Below are 24,817 nucleotides of genomic sequence, written 5' to 3' on the forward strand. Positions count from 1 at the left end.
CTTGATTTTTAAAGGTGACCCAAAATCCGGCAGGGCTGATCCCCATCGCCATGGGTGACTTGTTCGTCCTACTCGATTTCATCTTATTTGGGAGTTAAATTTACCCTCGAAGGTAAGTCAATTGATTTTTTCATCAAACACATTAAAGAAATCGAAAGGCTTGTTATACCTGGCCTTATTATCTGTAGAATGCTGTAAAAAGGGACAAAAATTGTAGCTTTGTGGCTTGTTTAAGAGTAATCGCATGTATCAGGATAAAATCGAAGCCATCAAAGCCGCTATTGCTGCTGCCCAAGCCAACAACCCAGAAGAACTGGAGGCTTACCGTATGGAATATATTTCCAAAAAAAGCGTGGTTGGGGCACTTTTTGCCGACATGGGAAAAATCCCAAATGAAGAGAAGCGTGCTTACGGACAGAGGGTCAATGAGGTCAAACAACTCGCTGAGGAGAAATTCCAAGAGCTGATCGATCAGGTGAATAAGGCTTCCAAAAAAGCGAAATCGGCCTCCATCGATCTTACGTTACCACCCTCCAATCATACGATCGGCGGAATCCATCCACTCACAGCTACGCGACAGCGGATCATTGATGTATTTGAACGGATCGGCTTTAACCTTTCCGAAGGTCCCGAAATCGAGGATGATTGGCATAATTTCACGGCCTTAAATTTTCCAGAAAATCATCCGGCCCGTGAGATGCAGGATACCTTTTTCATCGAAAAAAACCCGGATATCGCCCTTCGCACCCACACCTCCTCGGTTCAGGTGCGTGTGATGGAAAATCAAAAGCCCCCAATCCGTACACTTTCCCCGGGGAGAGTATATCGGAATGAAGCCATTTCTGCTCGGGCACATTGTATATTTCATCAAGTAGAGGGCCTTTACGTGGATGAAAATGTAGGCTTTGCTGATTTGAAAAATACGCTTTACCATTTTGCCAAAGAAATGTTTGGTAAGGAAACTAAGGTACGATTCCGACCTTCTTTTTTCCCTTTCACTGAACCCAGTGCAGAAATTGATATCTCGTGTTTACTTTGCGATGGCAAGGGCTGTAATGTCTGCAAAGGAACCGGTTGGGTGGAGATCGGAGGATCTGGAATGGTCGATCCCAATGTCTTGGAAAACTGTGGAATCGACTCAAAAAAATATACCGGGTTTGCATTCGGAATGGGGATAGAGCGAATAGCTATGCTCAAGTATCAAATCAAGGATTTACGGCTTTTCACCGAAAACGATGTTCGCTTTTTGCGCCAATTTAGATCGTTGATTTAAATTCTAGGTTGAAAATAATGAAAAGAAGCTTTCTAAGGAGAGCTTCTTTTTTAATCAAAAAATCTTCGAATAAACCTCTTCCAGCTTACTCACAGCCAAAATCTCAATTTGAAACTTCTTTAAATCCAAGCCCTTCACCGCATACTTGGAAACTACTATTTTTTTGAAACCTAATTTCTCAGCTTCAGCAATCCGGTTTTCGATTCGGGATACGGCTCGGATTTCTCCTCCAAGTCCAACTTCCCCAGAAAAACAAATTTGCTCGGAAACCGGGGTATCCTCATAGCTGGAAATCAAGCTCGCACAAACCGCTAAATCCAATCCGGGATCATCCACTCGAAGCCCTCCGGCCACATTTAAAAAAACATCCTGATTCCCCAAACGCATGCCTCCCCGCTTCTCCAAAACTGCCAAAAGCATATTCAGCCGCTTGGCATCATGACCCGTGCTACTTCGCTGCGGAGTTCCATAAGTTGCTGGACTGACCAAAGACTGAATTTCGATCAGCAAGGGTCGGTTGCCCTCCATCATTGCACCGATAGCAACCCCATTGAGGACTTCTTCCCGCTGGGTGAGCAGAATTTCTGAAGGATTAGCCACCGATCGAAGTCCCTCAGCGCGCATCTCATAGATTCCCAATTCATGCGTGGAACCAAAGCGGTTTTTTGACGTACGTAAAATTCGATAGGTCAAATGTCGGTCTCCCTCAAATTGCAGGACCGTGTCCACCATGTGTTCGAGCACTTTTGGACCGGCGATTGAACCATCTTTGGTGATGTGTCCGATCAAAAACACGGGGGTACCCGTTTCTTTGGCAAATTTCATCAACTCCGCGGTACATTCCCGAACTTGAGACACTGATCCTGCTGCTGACTCCACATATTGACTGCTCAATGTTTGAATGGAATCGATCACCAAAAAATCAGGCTTCAAAATTTCCACCTGCTGAAAGATCTGTTGGGTATTGGTTTCTGAAAGCACATAGCAATCGGGATTTTTTGCACTCATGCGATCGGCCCGCATTTTTATCTGTGATTCAGACTCCTCCCCTGAGACATAAAGTACTGTTCTGCCCGACAAAGTCAACGCAATTTGAAGCATCAAGGTAGATTTTCCGATCCCAGGTTCTCCCCCTATTAAAACCAAAGACCCCGGAACGATTCCCCCACCAAGAACCCGGTCAAGTTCCGGGTCCCCGGTAATCCATCGTGGCTGTTCTTGGTAAGTAACGTCCGTAATTTTTTTGGGGCTCGTGCTTTTTTTATGAGCACCTCCACTGGGCTTCCAGCTTCCTTTTCCACTTTCTTCTTTTTGGATGAGTTCTTCCACATAGGTGTTCCATTGTCCGCAAGCAGGACATTTACCCAACCATTTTGGACTTTGGGCTCCGCAGTTTTGACAGAAGAAGGAAGTTTTTACTTTAGCCAACTGATTTGAAGTTTTTTAGGATTTACAGGGCTTAGGAATGTGCTCCCAGTAAACCCCTTGTCTCGATTTTTATTTTTTACGCTTCACTTCTTGCGTTAGTGTGCTTGGAGCCAATCGTTTCCGATGCCTACCTCCACTTCGATGGGTACAGCAATATCAATAGCCTCGGACATAAGTTTGGGCACCTCTTTTTTCAAGAGCTCGACTTCATCCTGATGTGCATCAAAGACCAATTCATCATGTACCTGCAGGATCATTTTTGATTTGAGGTTTTCTTTCTTTATCCACTCATGAACCCGAATCATGGCAACTTTGATCAGGTCAGCCGCAGAACCCTGAATCGGAGCATTAATGGCATTTCGCTCAGCAAAACCACGCATGGTTTGATTACGACTATTGATGTCTCGGAGGTAGCGGCGACGGCCAAGAATGGTTTCCACGTATTCCTCGGTCCTCGCTTTTTCGATTACCCCATCCATATATGCTTTGACCGCCGGAAATTCCTTGAAATAGGCATCAATAATTTCTTTGGCTTCTCCTCTAGGAATGGAAAGTCGCTGGGAAAGTCCGAAAGCGGAAATCCCATAAATAATCCCAAAATTGGCGGTTTTTGCTTTCCGACGCATATCCGAACTCACCTCCTCCAACGGAACTTGAAATATCTTCGCCGCAGTCGTGGCATGAATATCTCGCCCATTTTTAAAAGCTTCAATCATGGATTCATCCTTGGAAAATGCCGCCATAATCCGTAATTCGATCTGAGAATAATCTGCTGCCAAAAGCACATGATTTTCATCTCGGGGCACAAAGGCCTTTCGGATCTCCCGTCCCCGATCAGTTCGGATGGGAATATTTTGCAGATTGGGATTCACCGATGACAAGCGCCCTGTGGCCGCCACAAATTGATTGTATGTGGTATGAATGCGTCCGGTTTTGGAGTTAATCAAATTGGGAAGTGCATCCACATAGGTGGATTTGAGTTTGACCATCTGTCGGTATTCAAGAATCGCTCGGGCGATCTCGTGTTCGGTGGCCAGTTTACTGAGAATTTCTTCCCCTGTCGCATATTGACCGGTTTTTGTCTTTTTGGCTTTCGGATCCAGTTGAAGTTTTTCAAAAAGCACCTCACCAAGCTGCTTTGGAGAGGCGAGATTAAAGCGCACACCCGCTAATTCATAGACCCGCTTTTCGATTTCCAGACTTTCAGATTCCAGTGATTTACTGAGTTCAGCTAAGCTTTCAATATCGATTCGCACTCCTTCAAACTCCATTGCGGTCAAGACCGGAATCAGTGGGTTTTCCACTTCGTAAAAGAGCTTTTCCAATTCGTTTTCCTTGAGCATGGGATCAAACTTCTCTTTCAAACGAAGCGTAATATCCGCATCCTCGGCGGCATAAGCGGTCACGATGTCTTCCTCCACATCCCGCATATTGCCTTGATTTTTTCCTTTTTTTCCGATCAACTCCGTGATGGAGACCGGCTTGTAGTTCAGGTATTGCTCAGCCAATACATCCATGGAATGCTTACCCTCTGGTTCTATGAGGTAATGAGCCAACATCGTGTCGTAAAGCGCCCCTTTCACCTCAATTCCGTAATTTTTAAGAATCAAAAGATCATATTTGATGTTTTGCCCAACCTTGAGAATTGCTTCACTTTCAAAAAAGGGCCGCAATTGATCCAAGATTTTTTGAGTTTCACCCTGATCAGAAGGACAGGGAATGTAGTAGGCTTCACCTGGTAGATAAGCAAATGAAAGCCCTACGATTTCAGCATCCATGGCATTTAAAGAGGTCGTCTCCGTGTCAAAGCAGACTGCTTTCTGAACCTTAAGGAAATCCAAAAGCTCTTCGATCGCATCCTCTCCCTTGATTTTATGATACTGATGCACATGACTGTGAATGGTCTCCGGGACCACCGGAGCGGCTGTTTCTACACTTTCTTCCTCAAATTGAGGCGGAGTAGTGGACTGAGTAGAAGCAGCAGCTTCCCCAAATAGCCCTAGCTGTTCATTTTTCTGAATAACAGCCTTTTTCCCTTCATCTTTAAAAATTCGATTACTTAGCGTTCTAAACTCCAACTCCGTAAAAATCGCCCGCAATTTTTCTTCATCAAACCCGTCGTATCGGAGCTCCTCTTCTATAAAATCAACGGGCACATCAATTTTGATTGTCGCAAGTTCTTTGGAGAGAATTCCTTGCTCTGCAAAATTTTCCACATTTTCTTTTTGCTTGCCTTTTAGCTGATCGGTGTTTTTGATGAGCTCTTCTACGGTACCAAACTGCTTGAGTAATTTGGTAGCCGTCTTGGCTCCTATACCGGGAATTCCGGGAATATTATCCACGGCATCCCCCATTAATCCCAGGATATCCCGAACCTGGTCCACTTGCTCAATATCCCATTTAGCACAGACTTCCTTTGGCCCCATGATATCCACTGCATTCCCCATAAAAGCCGGTTTGTATAAGAAAATATGATCATCGACCAGCTGCCCGTAATCCTTGTCTGGAGTCATCATATAGACGGTAAAGGATTCACGCTCGGCTTTTTTTGCAATCGTACCAATAATATCGTCTGCCTCAAAACCATCCAGTTCCAAAAGCGGAATATTAAACGCTTTGACAATTTCCTTCACCCAAGGAATGGAAACGGTGATATCCTCAGGCTGTTCCAATCGGTTCGCTTTGTAAGCTTCAAACTGTACATGGCGAAAGGTGGGGGCAGAGGTATCGAATGCCACCGCGATATGGGAAGGCTTCTCTTTAGTCAAAACTTCCATCAGTGTATTGGTGAACCCGAGCATCACACCGGTATTAAGACCTTTGGAATTGATGCGTGGATTTTTACTGAAAGCAAAGTGCGCTCTGTAAATCAGAGCCATGGCATCGAGCAGGAAAAGTTTATGGGCTTGTTTTTGTGTCATTATCAAAAGATTTTCCTAGTTTAAGTGGTCAAATCAAGGTGTCTAAGTTACAAAAAATACCTGTCTAGACTCTGAAATTTTCTTTTGATGGGGGCTTTTGGCTTCTTATTTGACAGTAACGAATTTAACAACCAAAATCACAGATCAATGAAAAAACTGTTTGTAATTGCCTGTCTGTTCCTTTCTGCCCAGTTTTTAGTGGCCGCACCGGTTGACTCGGGAAAGGATACCAAAAAAGAGGAGCTCACTCCTGAGCAAATCGAAACCCTGGAGCGTATAGAAAATCGAGTGGAAGAAATCAAGGAAATGGATTTTTCGGAAATGTCCCGAGAAGAAAAGAAGGAAATTAGAGCCGAGCTGAAAACCCTGAGAACTGAGGCCAAAGCTAACGGTAACGGAGGAATCTATATTTCTACAGGAGCGATCATCATCATTTTGTTGTTGATCATCATTTTGTAATCTGACTTTCTCTCTAAATAAAAGCAAGTCTGAAATAAGACTTGCTTTTATTATTGTTTATCGGATTGAATTAATTTTCAACGACTTCATTTTTTTCCAGATAATCCTTCACTTGAAGCCCTCTCAAAAACACCAAAATTAAGGGAATCAACCAAGCCATTTCGTTGAAAATCAGATGAAAACCAGTTCGCTTATTCCAACCCAAATCAGGCAAAAAGCCTAAGCCAAACCAACTGGCTAAAATGATTTTTCCGGCCACTCCACCAATAATCAGGTAAACCCAAGAAACTGGGTAAAATGCTGAAACAAAAATCGCAAACCCGACAATAAGTCCCAAATTACCATACCATTGTGCTGGAAGCTCCAGCCCCAATCCCGTATCCATCGCCAACCAACTCAGCAGCGCCTGGCCGAACCAGCGAAAAAATGCTGACCAAGCGATCGTATACATGCCTGCCAAAAGAAGCAGACCTCTAAAATGCATGGGGAAAATGGGAAAGTTTGGTTTTTGATCCATGGACGGTTTGATTTTATTGCACTAAATAAACACCTTCGGTGCTTGCATGTTTCTGCATAATACAAAACTATACTATGGAAAGAAAAAACCGTCTCCGCTCCATGACCTTATTTGCGCTTGGGGCAGCCACTTTTGTGGGTTTAGGATTTAGTTTGGGAAAACTTAGCGGAGAAATCACGCCCGCTGCCATCGATGGAGCCTCGGATTTGATTGGCTTGTCCTTTACTCCATCGGAGAAAGACAGCATGGTTAATACGTTAAAAAATCAACTCAACAACATCGAGAATTCCAGAAAGGTCAAACTGGACAATTCTGTTGCTCCCTCATTGGTTTTTAACCCACTTCCGCGTGGATTCCAGCCCGACACCCGTCAAATGCCGCTGGACTTCGGAATTGAGGAAGATCTTCCTCTTCCTACACGCCAAGCAGATATTGCCTATTCTCCCGTTCATCATCTTGCAGGTTGGATCAAAAGCGGCAAACTCAGTTCGGAAAAACTAACCCAACTCTACCTAGATCGAATCAAAACCTATTCAGATACACTTCAGAGTCTAATCACACTCTTGGAAGATGAGGCACTGGAAAAAGCCAGGTTGATGGATGCCGAACTCGCTTCGGGAAGATACCGAGGACCACTCCATGGCATTCCTTATGGAATTAAAGATCTTTTGGCGGTGAAAGGCACAAAAACCACTTGGGGAGCAGCTCCTTTTAAAGATCAGGAAATTGACCAAACCGCTCAAATTGTAACCAAACTGGATGAAGCAGGCGCTGTACTGGTAGGAAAATTTACCCTTGGAGCATTGGCAATGGGAGATGTTTGGTACGGGGGGGTAACCAAAAACCCCTGGAATCTCAACCAAGGATCAAGCGGATCTTCTGCGGGTTCAGCGGCTGCGGTTTCAGCCGGGCTGGTACCTTTTGCGATCGGAACCGAAACACTTGGTTCCATCGTGTCCCCTTCCACGCGTAATGGCGTAACCGGTCTCCGCCCTACTTACGGCCGTGTGAGTAAACATGGAGCCATGGCGCTCAGCTGGTCCATGGATAAAATCGGACCGATTTCCCGATCAGCGCTGGATAATGGTATCGTGCTTTCCATAATCCATGGCAAAGATGAAAAAGACCCGAGCACCATTGCCGCTGCCTTTAATTTTGATGCCAAAAAAGATCCAAAATCCTTGAAAGTTGGCTACTTCAAATCGTTTTTTGAAGGAGAGCGTGTTTCTGAAAATGATAAAAATGTCATCGCCACACTCCAATCTCTAGGAATAGAGCTTCATCCCTTAGAATTGAAAACCTCTATTTCTGCAGGGCCGATTGTCATGATGCTGATGGTCGAAGGGGCTGCAGCATTTGATGAGCTGACTCGATTGGGATGGGATGATCAGCTGGTTGCTCAGGGACGAAATGCCTGGCCAAACTTGTTTCGTGCAGCCCGATTTATTCCTGCGGTGGAATACGTCAACCTAAGTCGTCAGCGGACGATCCTTATCGAAGAGATGAATGAACTCATGGAAGATTACGATGTGATCGTGACTCCGAGCTATGCCGGGCAGCAGCTTCAAATCACCAATCTTACGGGGCATCCCGCTCTCTGTTTACCCAATGGATTCAACCCAAATGGAAGCCCAACTTCAATTACCCTTCTAGGCAATCTTTTCGAAGAAGACAAACTGGTCCTTTTGGGAGATTTTATCCAAAAAAATACCGATTGGCAGGACAAAAGACCCCCGTTATTTGATCGGTAAAGAATTCAAAACCAAGAAAAAAGGCCTGCTAGCTTCAATTCCGGCAGGCCTTTTTTGAGCAAGAAGCCGATTACTTGACAGCTCCTTGAATCTTCATATTATTGGCTTTAAGAAACCATATTTTTTGAGTACTCTCAATGGAGTAATGATCGATAGTCTGTGTCCGATTATTAAAGTAAATTTCCCCCAACGTATGGGAAGTATAAAACGGACTTTCTTTGGACATTTTAAACGTGATCCATTTGGGTCTGTCCTCCAAAATCCTAATCCTAATTTCTTTAATCGGGGATTTCTCCTCAGGCTTGAGCCGGTGAATCAGCTCATCCTTGTCCACTTCGGTGGTAAAGGAATTTAAATAAGATGATTTATTAATATCCACTTCGAAAAAAGCATCCAACTCATCCATCCATTGCTCCTTACTCAATTTAACTTCAGTTTGATTACTCTGCCCGTTGATCCGGCTCGTTTTCACTACGAGCGAACCATCAAGTTTTTCTATTTCTTCTTCCAAAAGTCCTTTTATATCATAATATGGCAAGGTTTCGAGTTCTCCAGGCTTGGAAATACCTGGAGTATTTTCGCAAGAGACGAGAAATACAAAAACAAGCGAGAGTAAAATTAATCGAGTATTGATCATTAATTCAGGAGAATTTCACCGGTCATTTCTTCTGGAATATCCAATCCCATCAAGCTCAAGATTGTTGGGGCCAAATCTCCCAACTTTCCGTCTTTTACCTTTAATTGATCTCTTTTGTCCACCAGGATGCAGGGGACCAAATTAGTCGTGTGGGCGGTATTTGGGGTTCCGTCCTCGTTAATCATCATATCCGAATTACCATGGTCTGCAATAACGATGACGGTGTAGTCATTTTCCAGTGCGGTAGTAATGACATTTTCGGCACATTTATCCACTGCCTCACATGCCTTCACTGCGGCGTCAAAATCACCGGTATGCCCCACCATGTCTGCATTGGCAAAATTGAGGCAAATGAAATCTGCAGACCTTTTTTTGAGCTCAGCATTGATTTTTACAGCGATTTCAAAAGCACTCATTTCCGGTTTCAGATCATAGGTAGCGACCTTGGGTGAGGGGCAAAGAATACGAGTTTCCCCTTCAAATTCACGCTCTCTACCTCCGGAAAAGAAAAAAGTCACGTGAGGATATTTCTCGGTTTCGGCAATTCGAATTTGCTTCTTTTTTGCTCTCTCCAAAACTTCACCGAGCGTATTGTTTAAGTTATCTTTTTCAAATAGAACTTTTACCCCTTTAAACGTCTCGTCATAATTGGTAAACGTGATGTAGTCCAGAGCGAGCTTTTTCATGTTGTAATCCTCAAAATCCCGCTGGGTGAGCACTTGAGTGATCTCTCTTCCCCGATCTGTTCGGAAATTGAAACAAATTACCAAATCTTCTTCTTGAATCGTTGCGAGCGGTTTATTATCGGCGCCAACATGAATAATTGGACGAATAAATTCGTCAGTGACATGGTTGTCGTATGATTTTCTGATGGCTGCCAACAGATTCTTGGACTTTTCCCCTTCTCCATTGACCAAGGCATCGTAAGCAAGCTTGACACGCTCCCAACGATTATCTCTATCCATGGCGTAATAACGACCCACCACAGAGGCAATCTGACCTACGGAGGTTTTCAGATGATCTTCTAGGTCTTGGATATAATGAACCCCGCCTTTGGGATCAGTATCTCTTCCATCCATAAAGGCGTGAATGAAGACATTTTCCAAACCATGGAATTTGGCTGCGTCACAGAGACCTTTTAAATGAGAAATATGGGCATGCACTCCCCCATCTGAAACCAAACCGATGAAGTGCACTTTCTTTTTATTTTGCTTGGCTTTGGCAAAGGCATCCATCAATACTGGATGTTCATTCAGTTCACCATTTTTTACCGCCTGGTTGATTTTGACCAAATCCTGATAAACCACACGACCTGCACCAATATTCATATGGCCTACTTCGGAATTACCCATTTGCCCTTCCGGAAGACCAACAGCCAACCCGGAGGCCTCAAGCCTGGAATGTGGATACTTACTAAATAAACTATCAACAAAAGGCGTTTTGGCCTTATCAATTGCTGAAACAGCTGGATTGGTAGCAATTCCCCAGCCGTCCAATATCATTAAAAGTACTTTCTTATCCATGCCACAAATATATTACTTTTCCATCCAATACCGCCCGGATGCAAATTTTGAGAAAATCAAAAATAACTGAAAATTGCATTTTAAACCGTGAATTTTGGCGTAGTATTTGCCAAAATCAGCACAATGTTGCTTTTCAACTTAATATTGTCCTTGATGCTATGGGTAAACTTCCCAGAGGAGACCGCCATTCCCAAAGACACCATCGATCCGATTATTCTGGCCATTGACAGCGGGTCCAGCAGTGAATTAGCATACTATTTTGATGCTAGCATTTCCTTGAATATCAATGGACAAAAAGGTGACTTTTCCAAAAGTCAAGCAGAACTTGTGCTCAAAGATTTTTTCAAAAAAAACCCACCCCTTAATTTTTCTCTAGTATTTCGCAGTGAAAATAATCCAAGCCTAAGCTCTTACATTGGTGATTATCAAAGTGGTCAGGGAGTGTACAAAGTGTTTATCAAAGTCAATCAACAGGAGGCTAGCCCAAAAGTCTACAGCTTAGGCTTCGTAAAAGTCTGAGTAATTTCAAAAAAAGAAACTTGAAACGGTTGGCTTTCCGTATTTTTGCGGGATGAATCCCCCTTATCTCACAGCAAAGGCTTTAGACCAATTTATTCAAACAGCGATCGCCGAAGACATTGGCCCTGGCGATTACAGTTCATTAGCTGCTATTCCCTCTGAAAAAAGCGGCAAAGCCCAACTCCTGATCAAAAGTGAGGGAATTATCGCAGGGGTAGAAATGGCAAAGTTGATTTTCAAAACTATTGACCAGAGACTAACCGTTGACCTTCTAAAAAAAGATGGGGAATACATTCAGCCTGGAGATATCGCCCTGGTTGTTTCCGGACCCTCGATTTCGATTCTATCAGCGGAGCGGTTGGTATTGAATTGCATGCAGCGGATGAGTGGAATTGCCTCCTTTACGCATCGATTGACCCAAAAAATTATTCATACCCATGCCCGGTTGATGGATACCCGAAAAACTACACCCAATTTTCGACTCATGGAAAAATGGGCCGTACATATCGGAGGTGGAGTCAATCACCGGTTTGCGTTGTATGACATGATAATGCTCAAGGACAATCATGTGGATTTTGCCGGTGGTATTCCGAATGCCGTGAGAAATGCTCAAAAATACCTACGAGAACACGAGCTTGATCTGAAAATCGAGGTAGAAACTCGAAATCTTCAAGAAGTGCAAGAAGTTTTGGAAGTTGGGGGGGTGGATTTCATCATGCTCGACAACATGGACTATGCCACCATGCGAAAAGCTGTGGCCCTGGTCAATGGCAAAATGAGCATTGAAGCTTCAGGAGGAATTACCGAGGAAACCCTGGCTGAAGTTGCTGAATGTGGCGTGGATTTTATCTCCATGGGGGCATTAACCTATGGAGCAAAGGCACTGGATATGAGTTTAAAAGCTTGTTAAATCCATTTTTTCCAGCGGAAAAATCCTAACATACCGACAGTGGCAATACCCATGCCGGCCAAGACATAAAAATAGCCATAATGCCAAGTGAGCTCAGGCATGTACTCAAAGTTCATTCCATACACACCCGCCACAAAACTCAAGGGGATAAAGATGGTAGAAATGATGGTCAATACCTTCATCACATTATTCATGCGGTTGGATAGGCTGTTCATGTAAAGATCCAGAACACCGGAAGACATATCACGAAATACCTCTATAGTTTCGATGACCTGTATGGTATTTTCATACAAATCCCGAATAAATGGGCGGACTTCAGGGGAAATTTTATGCTCGGCATATTTGTCAAAAGAGCCGATGACTTCCCTGAGTGGATAAACCGAACGGCGCAGGTCCATCATTTCTTTTCGCTGCAGGTAAAGTGCATTAAGCGTCTCGTTTCCGGGCTCAAGCATGGCTTGTTGTTCCAGGTTTTCGATCCGCTCACCGATATTCTCCATGACGGTAAAATAGTTGTCTATCACCGCGTCCAATAAGGCATAAAGCAGGTAATCTGTTCTTCTTTGACGTATGGCTCGTTTTGGATCCAACAACCTATCCCTGACAAACTGAAATACATCTCCCTCTTTTTCCTGAAAGGTGATCAAGATGTTTTGCTCCATCAAAAAACTCACCTGTTCCTCCAGGATGGGAGCTTCTGGAGCATTACATTGAATCATTTTAAGGGTAGCAAAAATATAGTCCTCAAAGACCTCCATTTTGGGTCGCTGCTCCACACTGAGAATATCTTCAAGGGTGAGTTTATGGATTCCGAAAAGTTTTCCCAGCTCCTCGAGCAAAGTAACATCATGAAGGCCAACTACATCGACCCATACTACCTTTTTTTGAGCCTTAAGGTGAGGTTCAAGCTGGTGCAGTTCGATTCGCTCCTCGAGAAATTCTACTTCATCATAGGTAATAAGATTGATAAAAACCTGCTCTTGTTTTTGATCTCCCGTAAAAACCAAAGCAGCAGGGGGCAAACCCACTTTGTGGGTAGCCCTTTTTTTCCTTTTGGTTTTAAAAAGTTTTTGGAACTGCTTCAAAGCGGGTTTCTGCGGCATAAGCTCAGGGCTTGTTAGAAGTAATAAATTGGAGATTTCTTTTCAATCCAGCAAATTTGGTGCGTTTCACGGCGGATTTTTTGAAAACCTTCTGGAATGTCTCCTCGGTGATTTCCTGCCAATCTCGATGACTGAATTCCTTTAATTCGGGATGAGGATTAAAAGCAGGCTCCTGATGGGGTCGGGAAAATCGGTTCCAAGGACATACGTCTTGGCAGATATCACAGCCAAACGCCCAGTTTTCCAGTTGACCATTAAATTCAGTGGGGATGGCATCTTTCAGCTCAATGGTGAGATAGGAGATACAACGAGAACCATCTACCACTCCCGGCTGTACAATCGCATCGGTTGGGCAGGCATCTAGGCAGGCGGTACAGGTCCCACAATAATCTTTGGCGAGCGGCAAATCAACTTCGACTTCAAGGTCAATAATAAGTTCAGCTAAGAAAAAGAAACTTCCCATTTGCCGATTGAGTAGGAGACTGTTTTTCCCAATCCAACCCAAACCGGATTTTTGGGCCCATTGCCGTTCCATGACGGGAGCAGAATCCACAAATACGCGACCTTCAATTTCTCCGATATCCTTCCGTAGTCTTTCCAAAAAGGTTTTGAGCTTTTCCTTGATGACCTGGTGATAATCTTCTCCGTAGGCGTATTTGGCCAATTTAATATCCTGCTGATTTTCGGGAAGCCTTTGTTCTGGATAATAATTGTAAATAAGAGAAACCACCGTTTTGGCTCCGGGTACCAATTTGGTCGGGTCCAGTCGCTTGTCAAAATGATTAGCCAGATAAGCCATCTTTCCCTGATAGTTTCGATTCAGCCATTCTTCCAAACGTGGGGCTTCCTCCTCCAAAAACTCCGCTTTGGCAATCCCACAAAAGTCAAAGCCCAGCTCTGTTGCTGTGGACTTGATCAGTTGTGCGTGTTTTTGGGAGGGCTTCATAGGAATTCGAAAAGTACTTTAAATCCTTGTAAAGAAGAAACTGATCAGCATCTGAAGAACAAGCCAATTAAGTTTAATTACAGGTTATCCTTACAAAAAACTTTCCCTGTCCATTAAAAAGGAAGTAATTGCCTGTTTAAAGGAAATAGCAGCTGGTTTGGGGTACAAAAACCCTACAAACAACGAGCCGTCATCCGGTTTTGGGCAAGGCCTCACTATATTTTGGTTTGGTGTCCGAGCCTTCAACCCCAGAAAACAGGTATATTCCCTAGGTAAGGCAAGTCCAGCAACCATTCGGCAGTATATCCTTTTACAAGCTTAAAGGTCACTTCCATCCCGCCCACATTCTGATGGAGGGGGTTTAGGCTCCCTTTTATAAATGATGAAATACCCAAATCGAATAGTCGACACACAGGAGCATGATTATCCAGGGTATTCCATCTGACCGCTGAAGAACAAATTATAATCAGATGAAATCGAGCATGACTAAAGCGACACACAACGGGATGATTAGAATTGCGAGATTCCATATGACCGCTGAAGAACAAATTATAATCAGATGAAATGCGAAAGGAAAACTACCACATCCACCCAAACCATTCAAATTTTAGATCCGAATCAACAAAAATCCCGATCCTAACTCCAAAAAAATTTCTTCCACCTTAATCAATCTTCCCCTGTTCTCAAATCCGGCCGATCTTGATACCATTGATCTTCGAACGTCTCCTTGATTTGAACCGGAGCAATCAAAACCGACCAAACCATCCAAATCATCAAAAATGGTCCGGCAAGAAATAGCAACCAGATCAAAGGCAAAGCAACATTTAGCTGAATCAGGGTAACGAAAATGATCAAAACTCCCGTCACCAAGCCCACCGAAAATTTATAATTCTTCATCTTTTTTCTGTTTTTATTCCATTACTAAAACTCCTATCCCATTCACTTTGTTATAGGACCAGTTATTACGAAATAGACTGGATTCCAAGCTTTTTGGAATTTCCTTTCTGTTTCTTTTACCTATTATCTTACTTCTACCCATGAAAGGCTTTCGCTTTACACAATACATACCCCCTCAAGACCCAGAGAAAAACACCTTTGAGAACCTGCTCAATATTTTTCTCCAACTCGTTACGATGACGGGAGGTGATGCAGCAGAAGCGCTTAGTTGGCTGACTAACTTGGACAAGCGCTACAACCTCACCAATCCCAATTATGGCATCGGAGACTTTATTGAAGACCTTAAATCGAAAGGCTACCTTACTGAGGAAAACCAAAAAGGCGAGTTTAAAATCACGGGAAAAGCTGAACAAACCATTCGAAAGTCAGCCTTGGAAGAAATCTTCGGAAAACTCAAGCGTGGCAAATCCGGACAGCATAAGACCACCCACTCCGGTCAGGGAGAAGAGCGCGGAAGTGATCGAAGAGCTTATGAGTTTGGAGACAATCTGGATCAAATCGCATTGACGGATTCACTTCGAAATGCGCAGGCCAATCATGGATTTTCGGGAGATTACCTGTTGACAGAAAATGATCTCGAAATTGTAGAAAATGAATATCGCTCACAGACTTCCACTGTCCTGATGATTGATATTTCCCACTCCATGATTTTGTATGGAGAGGATCGAATCACTCCGGCCAAAAAAGTGGCCATGGCTTTGGCCGAATTAATCAAAACCCGCTACCCGAAAGATACCTTAGACGTGATCGTCTTTGGTAATGATGCCTGGCAAATTGAAATCAAGGATTTACCCTATCTTCAGGTAGGCCCTTATCACACCAATACGGTGGCCGGATTGGAGCTTGCCATGGATTTACTTCGGAAGAGAAAAAATCCCAATAAGCAAATCTTTATGATCACCGATGGAAAGCCTACCTGCCTTAAAGTGGGAATCAAATACTACAAAAATGCTTTTGGCATAGACAGTAAAATTCTGAGTGAAACACTCAAACTCGCTGCTCAATGTCGAAAATTAAAAATCCCTGTAACCACCTTTATGATTGCTTCAGATCCGTATCTGAAGGAGTTTGTCAAAGAATTTACCCAGGTCAATAATGGAAGCGCCTACTACAGTTCGCTCAAAGGACTCGGGGATTTGATTTTTGAAGACTACAGAAGAAACCGAACCAAACGCTTTTAAACCAAACGCATGGACTACCAAAAACTATCCGGAAAAGAACTCAAACAAATCCGCACACTAGGCCAACTTAAAGCAGCGGGTTACCAACCCAAATCCATTAAGGAAGAACTTCGAGACAACCTAATCGCCAAAATCAAGCAAAAAGAAAATGTCTTTGAAGGAATCTGGGGCTACCAGGATACCGTAATTCCAGACATTGAGCGAGCCATTTTATCCCGCCATAACATCAATTTGCTCGGGCTAAGAGGCCAGGCAAAAACCCGGATAGCCCGGATGATGACGCAGCTTTTGGATGAATACGTGCCCGTAGTTTTTGGGGCCGAACTCAATGATGACCCCTTGCAGCCATTAACTTCCTACGCTCGAAATCTCATCGAAGAACGCCGGGAGGATACGCCCATCATTTGGTGGCACAGAAATGATCGCTATACCGAAAAGCTTGCCACCCCAGATGTCTCAGTTGCGGATTTGATCGGGGATGTGGATCCGATCAAGGCAGCGACCATGAAGTTAAGCTACAACGACGAGCGAGTAATTCACTATGGATTAGTCCCTCGTTCCCATCGCTCGATATTTGTAATTAATGAGTTGCCCGATTTACAGGCTCGAATTCAGGTGGCTTTGTTTAATATTTTACAGGAAGGAGATATTCAGATCCGAGGATTCAAATTGAGGCTTCCCCTGGATATTCAATTTGTATTTACTGCCAATCCGGAAGATTACACCAACCGGGGAAGCATTGTAACCCCACTGAAAGACCGGATCGAAAGTCAGATCATTACCCACTATCCGAAGTCCATCGAAATTGGAAAAAAAATCACCGCTCAGGAAGCCAATTTGGAAGGAAAGCCTGTAGCGAATATTCATGTGCCTGAATTAATGAAAGATCTCATCGAGCAGATTGCGATCGAGGCAAGAGATTCTGAATACGTGGATGAAAAATCCGGGGTATCTGCACGACTGACCATTTCAGCTTTCGAAAATTTGATTTCGGCAGCAGAACGAAGGCTTTACCTCAATGGGGAAGAAACTACTACCGTACGAATTGCCGATTTAATCGGAGTGATTCCAGCCATTACCGGAAAGGTCGAGTTGGTCTATGAAGGAGAACAAGAAGGTGCCGGTTTAGTAGCCTATAATCTGATCGGAAAAGCCATACGATCGCAGTTTGTCAACTATTTCCCTTCGCCGGAACAAAAGAAAAAAGCCAAAGAAGGTAACCCCTATGTGATTCCTTTGGCCTGGTTTGGAGAAGGAAATGAGCTGGACATCTTGGCTTCTCAAGCCGACAAAGAATATAAGCAGGCCCTGCACAATGTCCCCGGACTAGAAGATGTAGTTACCGCATTGGTTAAAAATCTACCCGAAAAGGAAAAAGAGTTCTTTATGGAATTTGCCCTCCACGGTTTGGCCGAATATTCCCAGCTCAGCAAGAATCTGCTGGATACGGGTTTACAGTTTAAAGATCTATTCAGCTCCATGTTCAATATGGGGCCGGGTGAAGAAGACGATTTTGAAGAGGATGATTTGTAAGAAAGAGGCGAAAGCCTCTTTTTTGCTTTCCAACTTTTCCCTCTTAACTTTGCCTCAGATCATAAGGGGTGCCCTAACATTACGGGCTGAGATCATACCCATATTACCTGATCCGGGTAGTGCCGGCGAAGGGAAATGAACAAGCAAAGTAATCATTCAATAAATCAGATCTGGTACCGCCTGATTATTGGTTTTTGCTTTTGCGATACGGGTAAACAATCACGGAGGACTTCCCCTATGTCTTCCTATGTTTCACTCAATTACCCGAAAGGGATTTAATCAACATGAAAAATTTATGGCTTAGTCTGGCTTTTTGCCTGACTTTTACTGTGGCCTTTGCACAGCAACAAATCAAGGGAATAGTAGTCGATCAATCCACCAATTCCCCACTATTCGGCGCAGCCGTCTGGGCGGAGGGCACGGGCAGAGGAACCGTGACCGATTCGGAGGGAAAATTTAACTTGTCTAGATTACCTGAAGGAAAACTGACAATTAAAGTATCCTATTTAGGTTATGAATCAGTTTCCCGTGAAATCATTTTGCCTGATGCAGAGGAACTTGTATTCCGCTTGGAAAGTAAGGACTTACTCTCTGAGGAATTTATCGTTTCGGCAACCCGGGCATCGGAAAACACACCCACGACCTTCAAGACCATTGACAAAGTTGAATTGGAAAAGCGGAATCTCGGTCAAGATATCCCCATCTTACTAAATTTCACTCCTTCTGTGGTCTCGCATTCAGATGCCGGGGCGGGAGTGGGTTACACAGGTCTTCGAATTCGGGGTTCAGATCAAACGCGCATCAATGCCACCATCAATGGAATTCCGCTCAATGACGCCGAATCTCATGGGGTATTTTGGGTGAATATGCCTGATTTCGCAAGTTCGGTCGAAAACGTCCAAATCCAGCGAGGAGTCGGTACTTCTACCAATGGAGCGGCCACTTTTGGGGCTAGTTTGAACTTCCAAACCGATACCCGAAAGGACGATGCCTATGCTGAAATTGATCATGGTTTTGGCTCTTTTGGTACCTGGAGACATTCGGTTAAAGCGGGAACAGGCTTACTGAACAACCGCTTTGCAGTGGATGCCCGCCTTTCCAAAATCACCTCTGACGGTTTTGTGGACCGGGCTTTTTCGGATTTAAGTAGCTGGTTTGTTTCGGGAGGCTATTATGGGGAAAAAAGCGTGATTAAACTTGTCGCATTTTCCGGAAAGGAACAAACCTACCAATCCTGGTGGGGACTTCCTGAAGACAAATTGGAGGATGATCGAACCTGGAATTACTATACTTATGAAAACGAAACGGATAATTACCAGCAAGACCACTATCAGTTGATCTACACCGGTCAAGTGGGAAGCAATTGGAAAACCAACCTGGCACTTCATTATACTTATGGCCGTGGATATTACGAGCAATTTCGGGAAAACGACGACTTTGCCAGCTACAACCTGCCCAATGTCACCATCGGAGAAGAATTGATTAGCAGTACAGATATTATCCGTCGCAGGTGGCTGGACAATGATTTCTACGGTTTTGTGGGTTCAGTCAATTACATTTCTGAAAATGGTAAATTGGACTGGATCATCGGGGGAGGAGCAAATCGATACGATGGAGGTCACTTTGGAGAAATCCTATGGGCTCGGATTGCGGGAAACACCAACATCCGTGATCGCTACTATGACAATAATGCCATCAAGGACGATCGGAACATCTACACCAAAGCTACCTATGAAATCAGCCCAGGCTTGAATGTTTTTGGAGATTTGCAGCTTAGAGGGATCGATTACTCCTTCAATGGAGTCAATGATGATCAACGGATCGTAAACGGCCAAGAAAATTATACCTTTTTCAATCCCAAGTTTGGTTTCTCTTACCAAAATGGAAATCAAACTTATTACGCAAGCTACGCGGTAGCCAATCGGGAGCCTACCCGCTCTGACTTTACAGACAATCCCATTACCGAAGTCCCAAGACCTGAGCGGTTAACGAACATTGAAGCGGGAGTACGGGCGAGCAGCGGAGACTTTACCTACAATGCCAACTTCTATTTCATGGACTACAAGGACCAATTGATTTTGACTGGACAGATTAATGACGTGGGTGCCTATATCCGAGAAAACGTAGCTTCTTCCTACCGTGCAGGGATAGAATTGGACGGAGCCTACCAGTTGTCTCCCGTCTGGACCTTGGGGGGAAATATTGCCTTCAGCCAAAATAAAATCGCCGAATTTACCGAGTACATCGATGACTATTCTGTAGAAGAATTTCAGCAGGAGCAATTTACCTATACGGATACGGACATTGCTTTTTCACCCAATGTAGTCGGATCGGCAATTATCGAGTTTAATCCGACCAAAAACCTGACGGTAAATTGGTTGAGCAAATACGTGGGAAGACAGTTTTTGGACAATACCTCTAACCTAGACCGCTCTTTGGATGCATTCTTTACCAATGACTTGCGAATTAGCTATTCGGCTCAACCTCGCTATTTCAAAGGACTGGAAGTTAATCTATTGATCAATAATATCTTCAATGAACGCTACGAGCCCAATGGCTATACCTTCAGCTATTTTGTGCCGGGCGGAAATGGACGTGAATTGGTGACCGAAAATTTCTACTATCCTCAGGCAGGGACCAATTTTCTATTGGGGGTAAGTATGAAATTTTAAAAAAATAAAAGCCACAGATTCGTAGATCATCAATCCGTGAATCTGTGGCTTTTTCCTTAGTCAATATTTTTCTTTTGCGAAAGCAAGTTCTCACGAAAGCTTAAACCCATTTCGAATTATATTCAAAGCTGTTATCGCGTCCTTCTCTCTTGAATAATCAAAAACCATAACTTTTTCCCTATTGACCAGTAATACGCATTTATAAACAGTTACTTCCCCTGAAAGTGTTGGGCTGATTCCGTTTGGAGTATTGGATTCCATGTAGGTGTGGTGAATCAATTCTGCGTTTTCAATCGCTGGAAGACGTTGCCACTTTCCCCTCTTTATCCAAAAAATGCTTTGATATTTCTTTAGTTTATGGGCTTTAAAATCTATGAGAACTCCACCATATGTGGAAATAATAAATACCCCTGTGGTTAAGGGAATCCCGCTTACCAACAAGACTTTGCTAAAAGCTGTCTCTACATCTACAAAAAAAGGAATGGTGAACACTATCAGTCCAGTCAAGATCAGCATGCCGCCAAGTTTTTGTATTCCGTTTTTTCTCTTGATATAATGAAAGTGTCTCAAGATCCCTAGGTTTAGGGTTACCAAGTTAAGCAACTAATTGCAATCCATCTAGCTCAACCACTTCTAGCAGTATTTCAAAAAGTAATCGTAAACGTACTCCCTTTTCCAAGTTCGCTTTCTACGGCAAGATCTCCCCCCACACTTTTGATGTGGTTATACACCAAGTAAAGCCCAATCCCCTTACTATCGGCATGCTGATGAAAAGTCTGATTCATTCCAAAAAGCTTTCCCCTGACTTTTTTTAAATCCATGCCTTGTCCATTGTCTGATACCGTCAGGACGGTTCTTCCTTCCGATTTGAATGTCTTTATGCTAACTTCTAAAGGAACTTCAACACGCCGGTATTTCATGGCATTACTGATTAGATTTAAAAAAATACTGCCCAAATAAAGTCGATTGTAATGGAGCTCGGGAGCTTGAGCAAAATCAAAATCGATGTGCATATTGGTGGAAGAAACCAGTGGCTGAATAGTGGAAAGCACCTGAGCAAGTATCTCAGAAAAATTCAACAGCTCTAACTCAGATTTAGGCTTTTCTTTTTCAGCAATCAGCTCCAAATATTTATTGAGGTTGTCCTTCAGCCCTCTTGTGGAACGACTGATCAACTCTATGAGCTCTCGAGTTTCCTGATCGTCTATTTTATTCAAATCCAGTAATTCGAAAACAGATAAAATACTGGCCACTGGAGACCTCAAGTCATGTGCAGTAATGTAAGTGAGGCGCTTGAGTTCCTCATTTTTTTCAGAAAGTGAGGATAACAAAGCTTCCCGGGTTGATTCGTGATTTTTCCTATCCGTAACATTTTTGGCAATTGCAAAGACCAACTCCTGATCAGGGATGGGCCAGGACGTCCACGACAGCCAGATGGTTTTCCCGCTTTTGCTCACATAGCGATTTTCAAAATTGATCAATGGTTTTCTTTCCTTTAGCCGGTCTCGCTGAGATTGGGTGACTGGCCTATCCTCGGGATGGATAAACTCGTCTATAGGACGACTGTAAAGCTCTTTTTCTGAATACCCCAGCACCTGAGAAACAGCGGGATTGATTTTCTTAAAAAAACCATCGTAACCCGCCAAACAGACCAAGTCGGGGGTCAGGTCTAGAAAATCTTCAAAAGAAAATTGATGCTGGGTCATTAATCTAAACAGATGGACATACGATGAGTCAGGATCATAAATCTTTTTCTTCGAAAATCACCGTTTGATCCTCCAGGTAATGAGGATAAATTTTAAGGTGTTGCTTTTTAACCTCTTCGGTTAATCTTTTTCTAAACTCCTCCACATTTTCACCAGATCCAGCTGCCATAAATACGGGTTTAATCCCCGTTTTCTTTTCATAAGCATCCGATAAGGCATCAAAATCTTTGTAATCCGCTTCCTGAAGGTCCATTTCGGACATTTCCATGATTTTGTCCTCCGAAGGCATGGTCTCTACCAGGTCAATTTTATTAAAAACCAAAAGAATGGGCTTATCCCCAGCATTGATTTCACGTAAGGTCTGTGTCACCACAGCGATATGATCTTCAAAATTGGGATGAGAAATATCCACCACATGCACCAAAAGATCCGCTTCACGAATCTCGTCGAGCGTAGATTTAAAGGACTCAATCAAGTGGGTGGGAAGCTTTCGAATAAACCCCACTGTATCGGAAAGTAAAAAAGGCACATTTTCCAAAACAACCTTACGAACAGTCGAGTCAACCGTGGCAAACAATTTATTCTCTGCAAGAATATCGGTCTTGGTGATCAAATTCATCAGGGTACTTTTTCCCACATTGGTATAGCCAACCAAGGCGACCCGTACAATGCCCTGCCGGCCCTTTCGCTGGGTAATGCCTTGTTTTTCTATTTCTCTTAGCTTTTGCTTAAGCAGCGTAATTTTATTTCGGATATCCCGCTTATCCGTCTCGATTTCCTTTTCCCCTGCACCACCACGAGTAGAAGTTCCTCCCCGCTGCCGCTCCAAGTGCGTCCACATCCTAGTCAATCTGGGCAATAAATATTGAAATCTAGCCAACTCAACTTGGGTTTTGGCTTGAGCAGTCTGCGCCCGGTTCAGAAAAATATCCAAAATCAACAACGAACGATCGTAGACTTTAATCTTGAGTTCGTTTTCCAGATTCTTCATTTGAGAAGGAGAAAGGTCATCATCAAAAATGACCATATCCACCTCAAAATGCTCCACATACGCTAGAATTTCTTCCAGCTTCCCCTTTCCCACAAAGGTCCGAATATCGGGTTTCTCCATACGCTGGGTAAAGCGATAAACCGCCTTCACCCCTAGGGTTTCAGTTAAAAATGCCAATTCATCCAAGTGCTCGGCCGTTTCTTGGTCGCTTTGATTTTGGCGAATAAGTGAGACCAAGACAGCCGTTTCTTGCTTGGGGGCAGTGTCGTGTAGTTTTTGGAGCTTACGTGAAAATTTACTCATGAAGTATGTTTAATTCTTTTTCAGAATGAAAGAATTCCTAAAATAGTTTCATCTGTTAAAGATATCCTTGGTGTCCTGATTTTCAATTGAAAAGAAAAATAGTTCGGCATATTTCCTCAAAATTGTTTAGGATCGTGTAATTCCTAATGGTTATTTTACAAATTAATCAAAAAAACTGCTCTTATGGCCCAGATTTCAACGACAGTTTTGCCAGGCATTCTTGAGATTCAGCCCAGAATCTTTAGAGATGAGCGGGGCTATTTCTTTGAATCTTTCCGGAGTGATTGGCTGGAACCTCACGGTATTACTCACCCATGGGTCCAGGATAACCAGTCTTTTTCCCAAAAAGGAACGGTCCGCGGGCTCCATTTTCAGAAAGCACCTTTTGCCCAAGCTAAGCTGGTCCGTGTTATTCAGGGAAAAGTGTTGGACGTTGCAGTAGACCTGAGAAAAAACTCCCCTACTTTTGGCAAAAGCTATGCTGCAATACTTGATGCAGATCGTAATAATCTACTTTATATTCCCACTGGTTTTGCCCATGGCTTTTCTGTGCTAGAAGATGCTATATTTGCATACAAGTGCTCTGACTATTATCACCAAGCCAGCGAGGGAGGCATCAAATGGGATGATCCTGAGCTTGCCCTAGACTGGCAAGTGGAGCAGCCCATCATTTCTGCCAAGGATGAGACTTGGCCGAGCTTAAAAAAATTTACAGAAATAAGTGGAGGAGGATTATAAATGGGCATTCTAGACCTATTTAAACGCAAACCTGAAGTAATAGAGAGCTTGGACCTGAGCTGGTTGCAGGCTGACATGCATTCGCATTTGATCCCAGGGATAGACGATGGATCCAAATCCATGGAAGAATCACTGGTTCTAGTGCGGAGACTGGTTGACTATGGATTGAAAAAGATTATTACCACGCCTCATATTATGTCGGAGTACTACCGAAATACTCCCGAAATCATCGGCTTGGGGCTGGAAGATCTCAGAAAAGCCATCCAAAAAGAAGAAATTGACCTGCAGATTGATGCTGCTGCCGAGTACTATATGGATGAAATATTTCTTGAAAAAGTAAAAAGCGGGGAAAAACTTCTGACTTTTGGAGATCAGTTCATATTGGTCGAGACCGGATTTATCAATCGCCCTCAGATGTTATTGGAGATTTTTTTTCATTTGGAAATGGCCGGATACAAGCCCGTTTTTGCTCATCCGGAGCGCTATCAATACCTCCATGCGGACAAAGCTCTCCTTCAGGACTTGCTGGATCGCAATGTGATTCTTCAGATCAATTTACTATCTCTCACGGGTTTTTACTCGAAGCAAGTGAAAGATTTTGCAGAGCTTCTGTTGGAAAAAGGAAATGTGCAATTCTTTGGGACAGACTGCCACAATGAGCGGTACCTGGATATGCTCGAACTCTTGCCAAAATCCAAGCTTTACGATCGGATTCGCGAGAAAAATTGGCTCAATTCAAGCCTCTAAGC

General features: G+C 43.5%; 21 protein-coding genes and 1 riboswitch. Of the genes, 10 read left to right on the plus strand and 11 right to left on the minus strand.

Translation table 11 applies throughout. The features are described 5' to 3' along the window. Positions 1-244: 244 nt before the first annotated feature. Positions 245-1,273, plus strand: a complete 1,029-nt coding sequence (locus Q0L00_RS09590) for a phenylalanine--tRNA ligase subunit alpha (protein ID WP_297336750.1) — start codon at positions 245-247, stop codon at positions 1,271-1,273. 54 nt (positions 1,274-1,327) lie between these two features. On the opposite strand, the gene radA is transcribed toward Q0L00_RS09590, so the two are convergent. Continuing rightward, positions 1,328-2,701, minus strand: a complete 1,374-nt coding sequence (gene radA / locus Q0L00_RS09595; protein WP_297336662.1) for a DNA repair protein RadA — start codon at positions 2,699-2,701, stop codon at positions 1,328-1,330. 95 nt (positions 2,702-2,796) lie between these two features. Further along, positions 2,797-5,622 carry a DNA polymerase I gene (polA, locus tag Q0L00_RS09600; RefSeq protein ID WP_297336663.1) on the minus strand — a complete coding sequence of 942 codons (2,826 nt, stop codon included), beginning with the start codon at positions 5,620-5,622 and terminating at the stop codon, positions 2,797-2,799. A gap of 147 nt (positions 5,623-5,769) precedes the next feature. Between polA and Q0L00_RS09605 the strand changes: the two genes are divergently transcribed. Further along, positions 5,770-6,081 carry a hypothetical protein gene (locus Q0L00_RS09605; RefSeq protein ID WP_297336664.1) on the plus strand — a complete coding sequence of 104 codons (312 nt, stop codon included), beginning with the start codon at positions 5,770-5,772 and terminating at the stop codon, positions 6,079-6,081. Between the two features lie 70 nt (positions 6,082-6,151). Here Q0L00_RS09605 and Q0L00_RS09610 read toward each other — a convergent pair whose 3' ends face one another. Then, on the minus strand, positions 6,152-6,598 hold the full coding sequence (locus Q0L00_RS09610; protein WP_297336665.1) for a hypothetical protein: 447 nt from the start codon (positions 6,596-6,598) through the stop codon (positions 6,152-6,154). Positions 6,599-6,672: 74 nt separating this feature from the next. On the opposite strand from Q0L00_RS09610, the gene Q0L00_RS09615 reads away from it, so the two are divergent. Next, a complete protein-coding gene (locus tag Q0L00_RS09615) occupies positions 6,673-8,349 on the plus strand; it encodes an amidase (RefSeq protein WP_297336666.1) in 1,677 nt (558 codons plus the stop codon). Positions 8,350-8,419: 70 nt separating this feature from the next. Here the strand turns inward: Q0L00_RS09615 and Q0L00_RS09620 are convergent, their stop codons facing one another. Both Q0L00_RS09620 and gpmI read right to left on the minus strand, forming a co-directional pair. Continuing rightward, positions 8,420-8,986 carry a hypothetical protein gene (locus tag Q0L00_RS09620; protein WP_297336667.1) on the minus strand — a complete coding sequence of 189 codons (567 nt, stop codon included), beginning with the start codon at positions 8,984-8,986 and terminating at the stop codon, positions 8,420-8,422. Then, positions 8,986-10,509: a 2,3-bisphosphoglycerate-independent phosphoglycerate mutase gene (gene gpmI, locus Q0L00_RS09625; protein ID WP_297336668.1), complete on the minus strand. Its 1,524-nt coding sequence runs from the start codon at positions 10,507-10,509 to the stop codon at positions 8,986-8,988. Before gpmI ends, Q0L00_RS09620 begins: the two co-directional genes overlap by 1 nt. Before the next feature lie 87 nt (positions 10,510-10,596). On the opposite strand from gpmI, the gene Q0L00_RS09630 reads away from it, so the two are divergent. After that, positions 10,597-11,028: a DUF4783 domain-containing protein gene (locus Q0L00_RS09630; protein WP_297336669.1), complete on the plus strand. Its 432-nt coding sequence runs from the start codon at positions 10,597-10,599 to the stop codon at positions 11,026-11,028. 52 nt (positions 11,029-11,080) lie between these two features. After that, positions 11,081-11,938 carry a carboxylating nicotinate-nucleotide diphosphorylase gene (nadC, locus tag Q0L00_RS09635; protein ID WP_297336670.1) on the plus strand — a complete coding sequence of 286 codons (858 nt, stop codon included), beginning with the start codon at positions 11,081-11,083 and terminating at the stop codon, positions 11,936-11,938. Here nadC and corA read toward each other — a convergent pair. The 3 genes from corA to Q0L00_RS09650 form a co-directional block, all read right to left on the minus strand. Beyond that, positions 11,935-13,041: a magnesium/cobalt transporter CorA gene (gene corA / locus Q0L00_RS09640; protein WP_297336671.1), complete on the minus strand. Its 1,107-nt coding sequence runs from the start codon at positions 13,039-13,041 to the stop codon at positions 11,935-11,937. The two genes, nadC and corA, sit on opposite strands and share 4 nt — an antisense overlap. 4 nt (positions 13,042-13,045) lie before the next feature. Beyond that, positions 13,046-13,987, minus strand: a complete 942-nt coding sequence (gene queG, locus Q0L00_RS09645; RefSeq protein ID WP_297336672.1) for a tRNA epoxyqueuosine(34) reductase QueG — start codon at positions 13,985-13,987, stop codon at positions 13,046-13,048. 666 nt (positions 13,988-14,653) lie between these two features. Continuing rightward, positions 14,654-14,884 carry a hypothetical protein gene (locus tag Q0L00_RS09650; protein ID WP_297336673.1) on the minus strand — a complete coding sequence of 77 codons (231 nt, stop codon included), beginning with the start codon at positions 14,882-14,884 and terminating at the stop codon, positions 14,654-14,656. 140 nt (positions 14,885-15,024) lie between these two features. Here Q0L00_RS09650 and Q0L00_RS09655 point away from each other — a divergent pair, with 140 nt between their 5' ends. The 3 genes from Q0L00_RS09655 to Q0L00_RS09665 all read left to right on the plus strand — a co-directional run bounded on the left by Q0L00_RS09655 (position 15,025) and on the right by Q0L00_RS09665 (position 20,330). Next, positions 15,025-16,125, plus strand: coding sequence for a VWA domain-containing protein (locus Q0L00_RS09655; RefSeq protein WP_297336674.1), 1,101 nt, complete (start codon positions 15,025-15,027; stop codon positions 16,123-16,125). A 9-nt stretch (positions 16,126-16,134) separates the two neighbouring features. Continuing rightward, the gene (locus Q0L00_RS09660; protein ID WP_297336675.1) at positions 16,135-17,658 is read left to right on the plus strand and encodes a magnesium chelatase; all 1,524 of its coding nucleotides are present in this window, start codon (positions 16,135-16,137) and stop codon (positions 17,656-17,658) included. Between the two features lie 54 nt (positions 17,659-17,712). After that, positions 17,713-17,809: riboswitch (TPP riboswitch) on the plus strand. A gap of 133 nt (positions 17,810-17,942) precedes the next feature. Next, positions 17,943-20,330, plus strand: coding sequence for a TonB-dependent receptor (locus Q0L00_RS09665; protein WP_297336676.1), 2,388 nt, complete (start codon positions 17,943-17,945; stop codon positions 20,328-20,330). Between the two features lie 90 nt (positions 20,331-20,420). Here the strand turns inward: Q0L00_RS09665 and Q0L00_RS09670 are convergent, their stop codons facing one another. From Q0L00_RS09670 to hflX, 3 genes are all read right to left on the minus strand, one after another. After that, positions 20,421-20,900 carry a hypothetical protein gene (locus Q0L00_RS09670; protein WP_297336677.1) on the minus strand — a complete coding sequence of 160 codons (480 nt, stop codon included), beginning with the start codon at positions 20,898-20,900 and terminating at the stop codon, positions 20,421-20,423. A gap of 74 nt (positions 20,901-20,974) precedes the next feature. Continuing rightward, positions 20,975-22,036, minus strand: coding sequence for a PAS domain-containing sensor histidine kinase (locus Q0L00_RS09675; RefSeq protein WP_297336678.1), 1,062 nt, complete (start codon positions 22,034-22,036; stop codon positions 20,975-20,977). Between the two features lie 34 nt (positions 22,037-22,070). Further along, positions 22,071-23,330 carry a GTPase HflX gene (gene hflX, locus Q0L00_RS09680; protein WP_297336679.1) on the minus strand — a complete coding sequence of 420 codons (1,260 nt, stop codon included), beginning with the start codon at positions 23,328-23,330 and terminating at the stop codon, positions 22,071-22,073. Between the two features lie 183 nt (positions 23,331-23,513). Here hflX and rfbC point away from each other — a divergent pair, with 183 nt between their 5' ends. Both rfbC and Q0L00_RS09690 read left to right on the plus strand, forming a co-directional pair. Beyond that, positions 23,514-24,068, plus strand: coding sequence for a dTDP-4-dehydrorhamnose 3,5-epimerase (gene rfbC / locus Q0L00_RS09685; protein WP_297336680.1), 555 nt, complete (start codon positions 23,514-23,516; stop codon positions 24,066-24,068). Continuing rightward, positions 24,069-24,815, plus strand: coding sequence for a CpsB/CapC family capsule biosynthesis tyrosine phosphatase (locus Q0L00_RS09690; protein WP_297336681.1), 747 nt, complete (start codon positions 24,069-24,071; stop codon positions 24,813-24,815). Positions 24,816-24,817 lie beyond the last annotated feature (2 nt).

The sequence above is a fragment of the Algoriphagus sp. genome (genome assembly GCF_024305035.1).
In the GTDB taxonomy this organism is placed as follows: Bacteria; Bacteroidota; Bacteroidia; order Cytophagales; family Cyclobacteriaceae; genus Algoriphagus.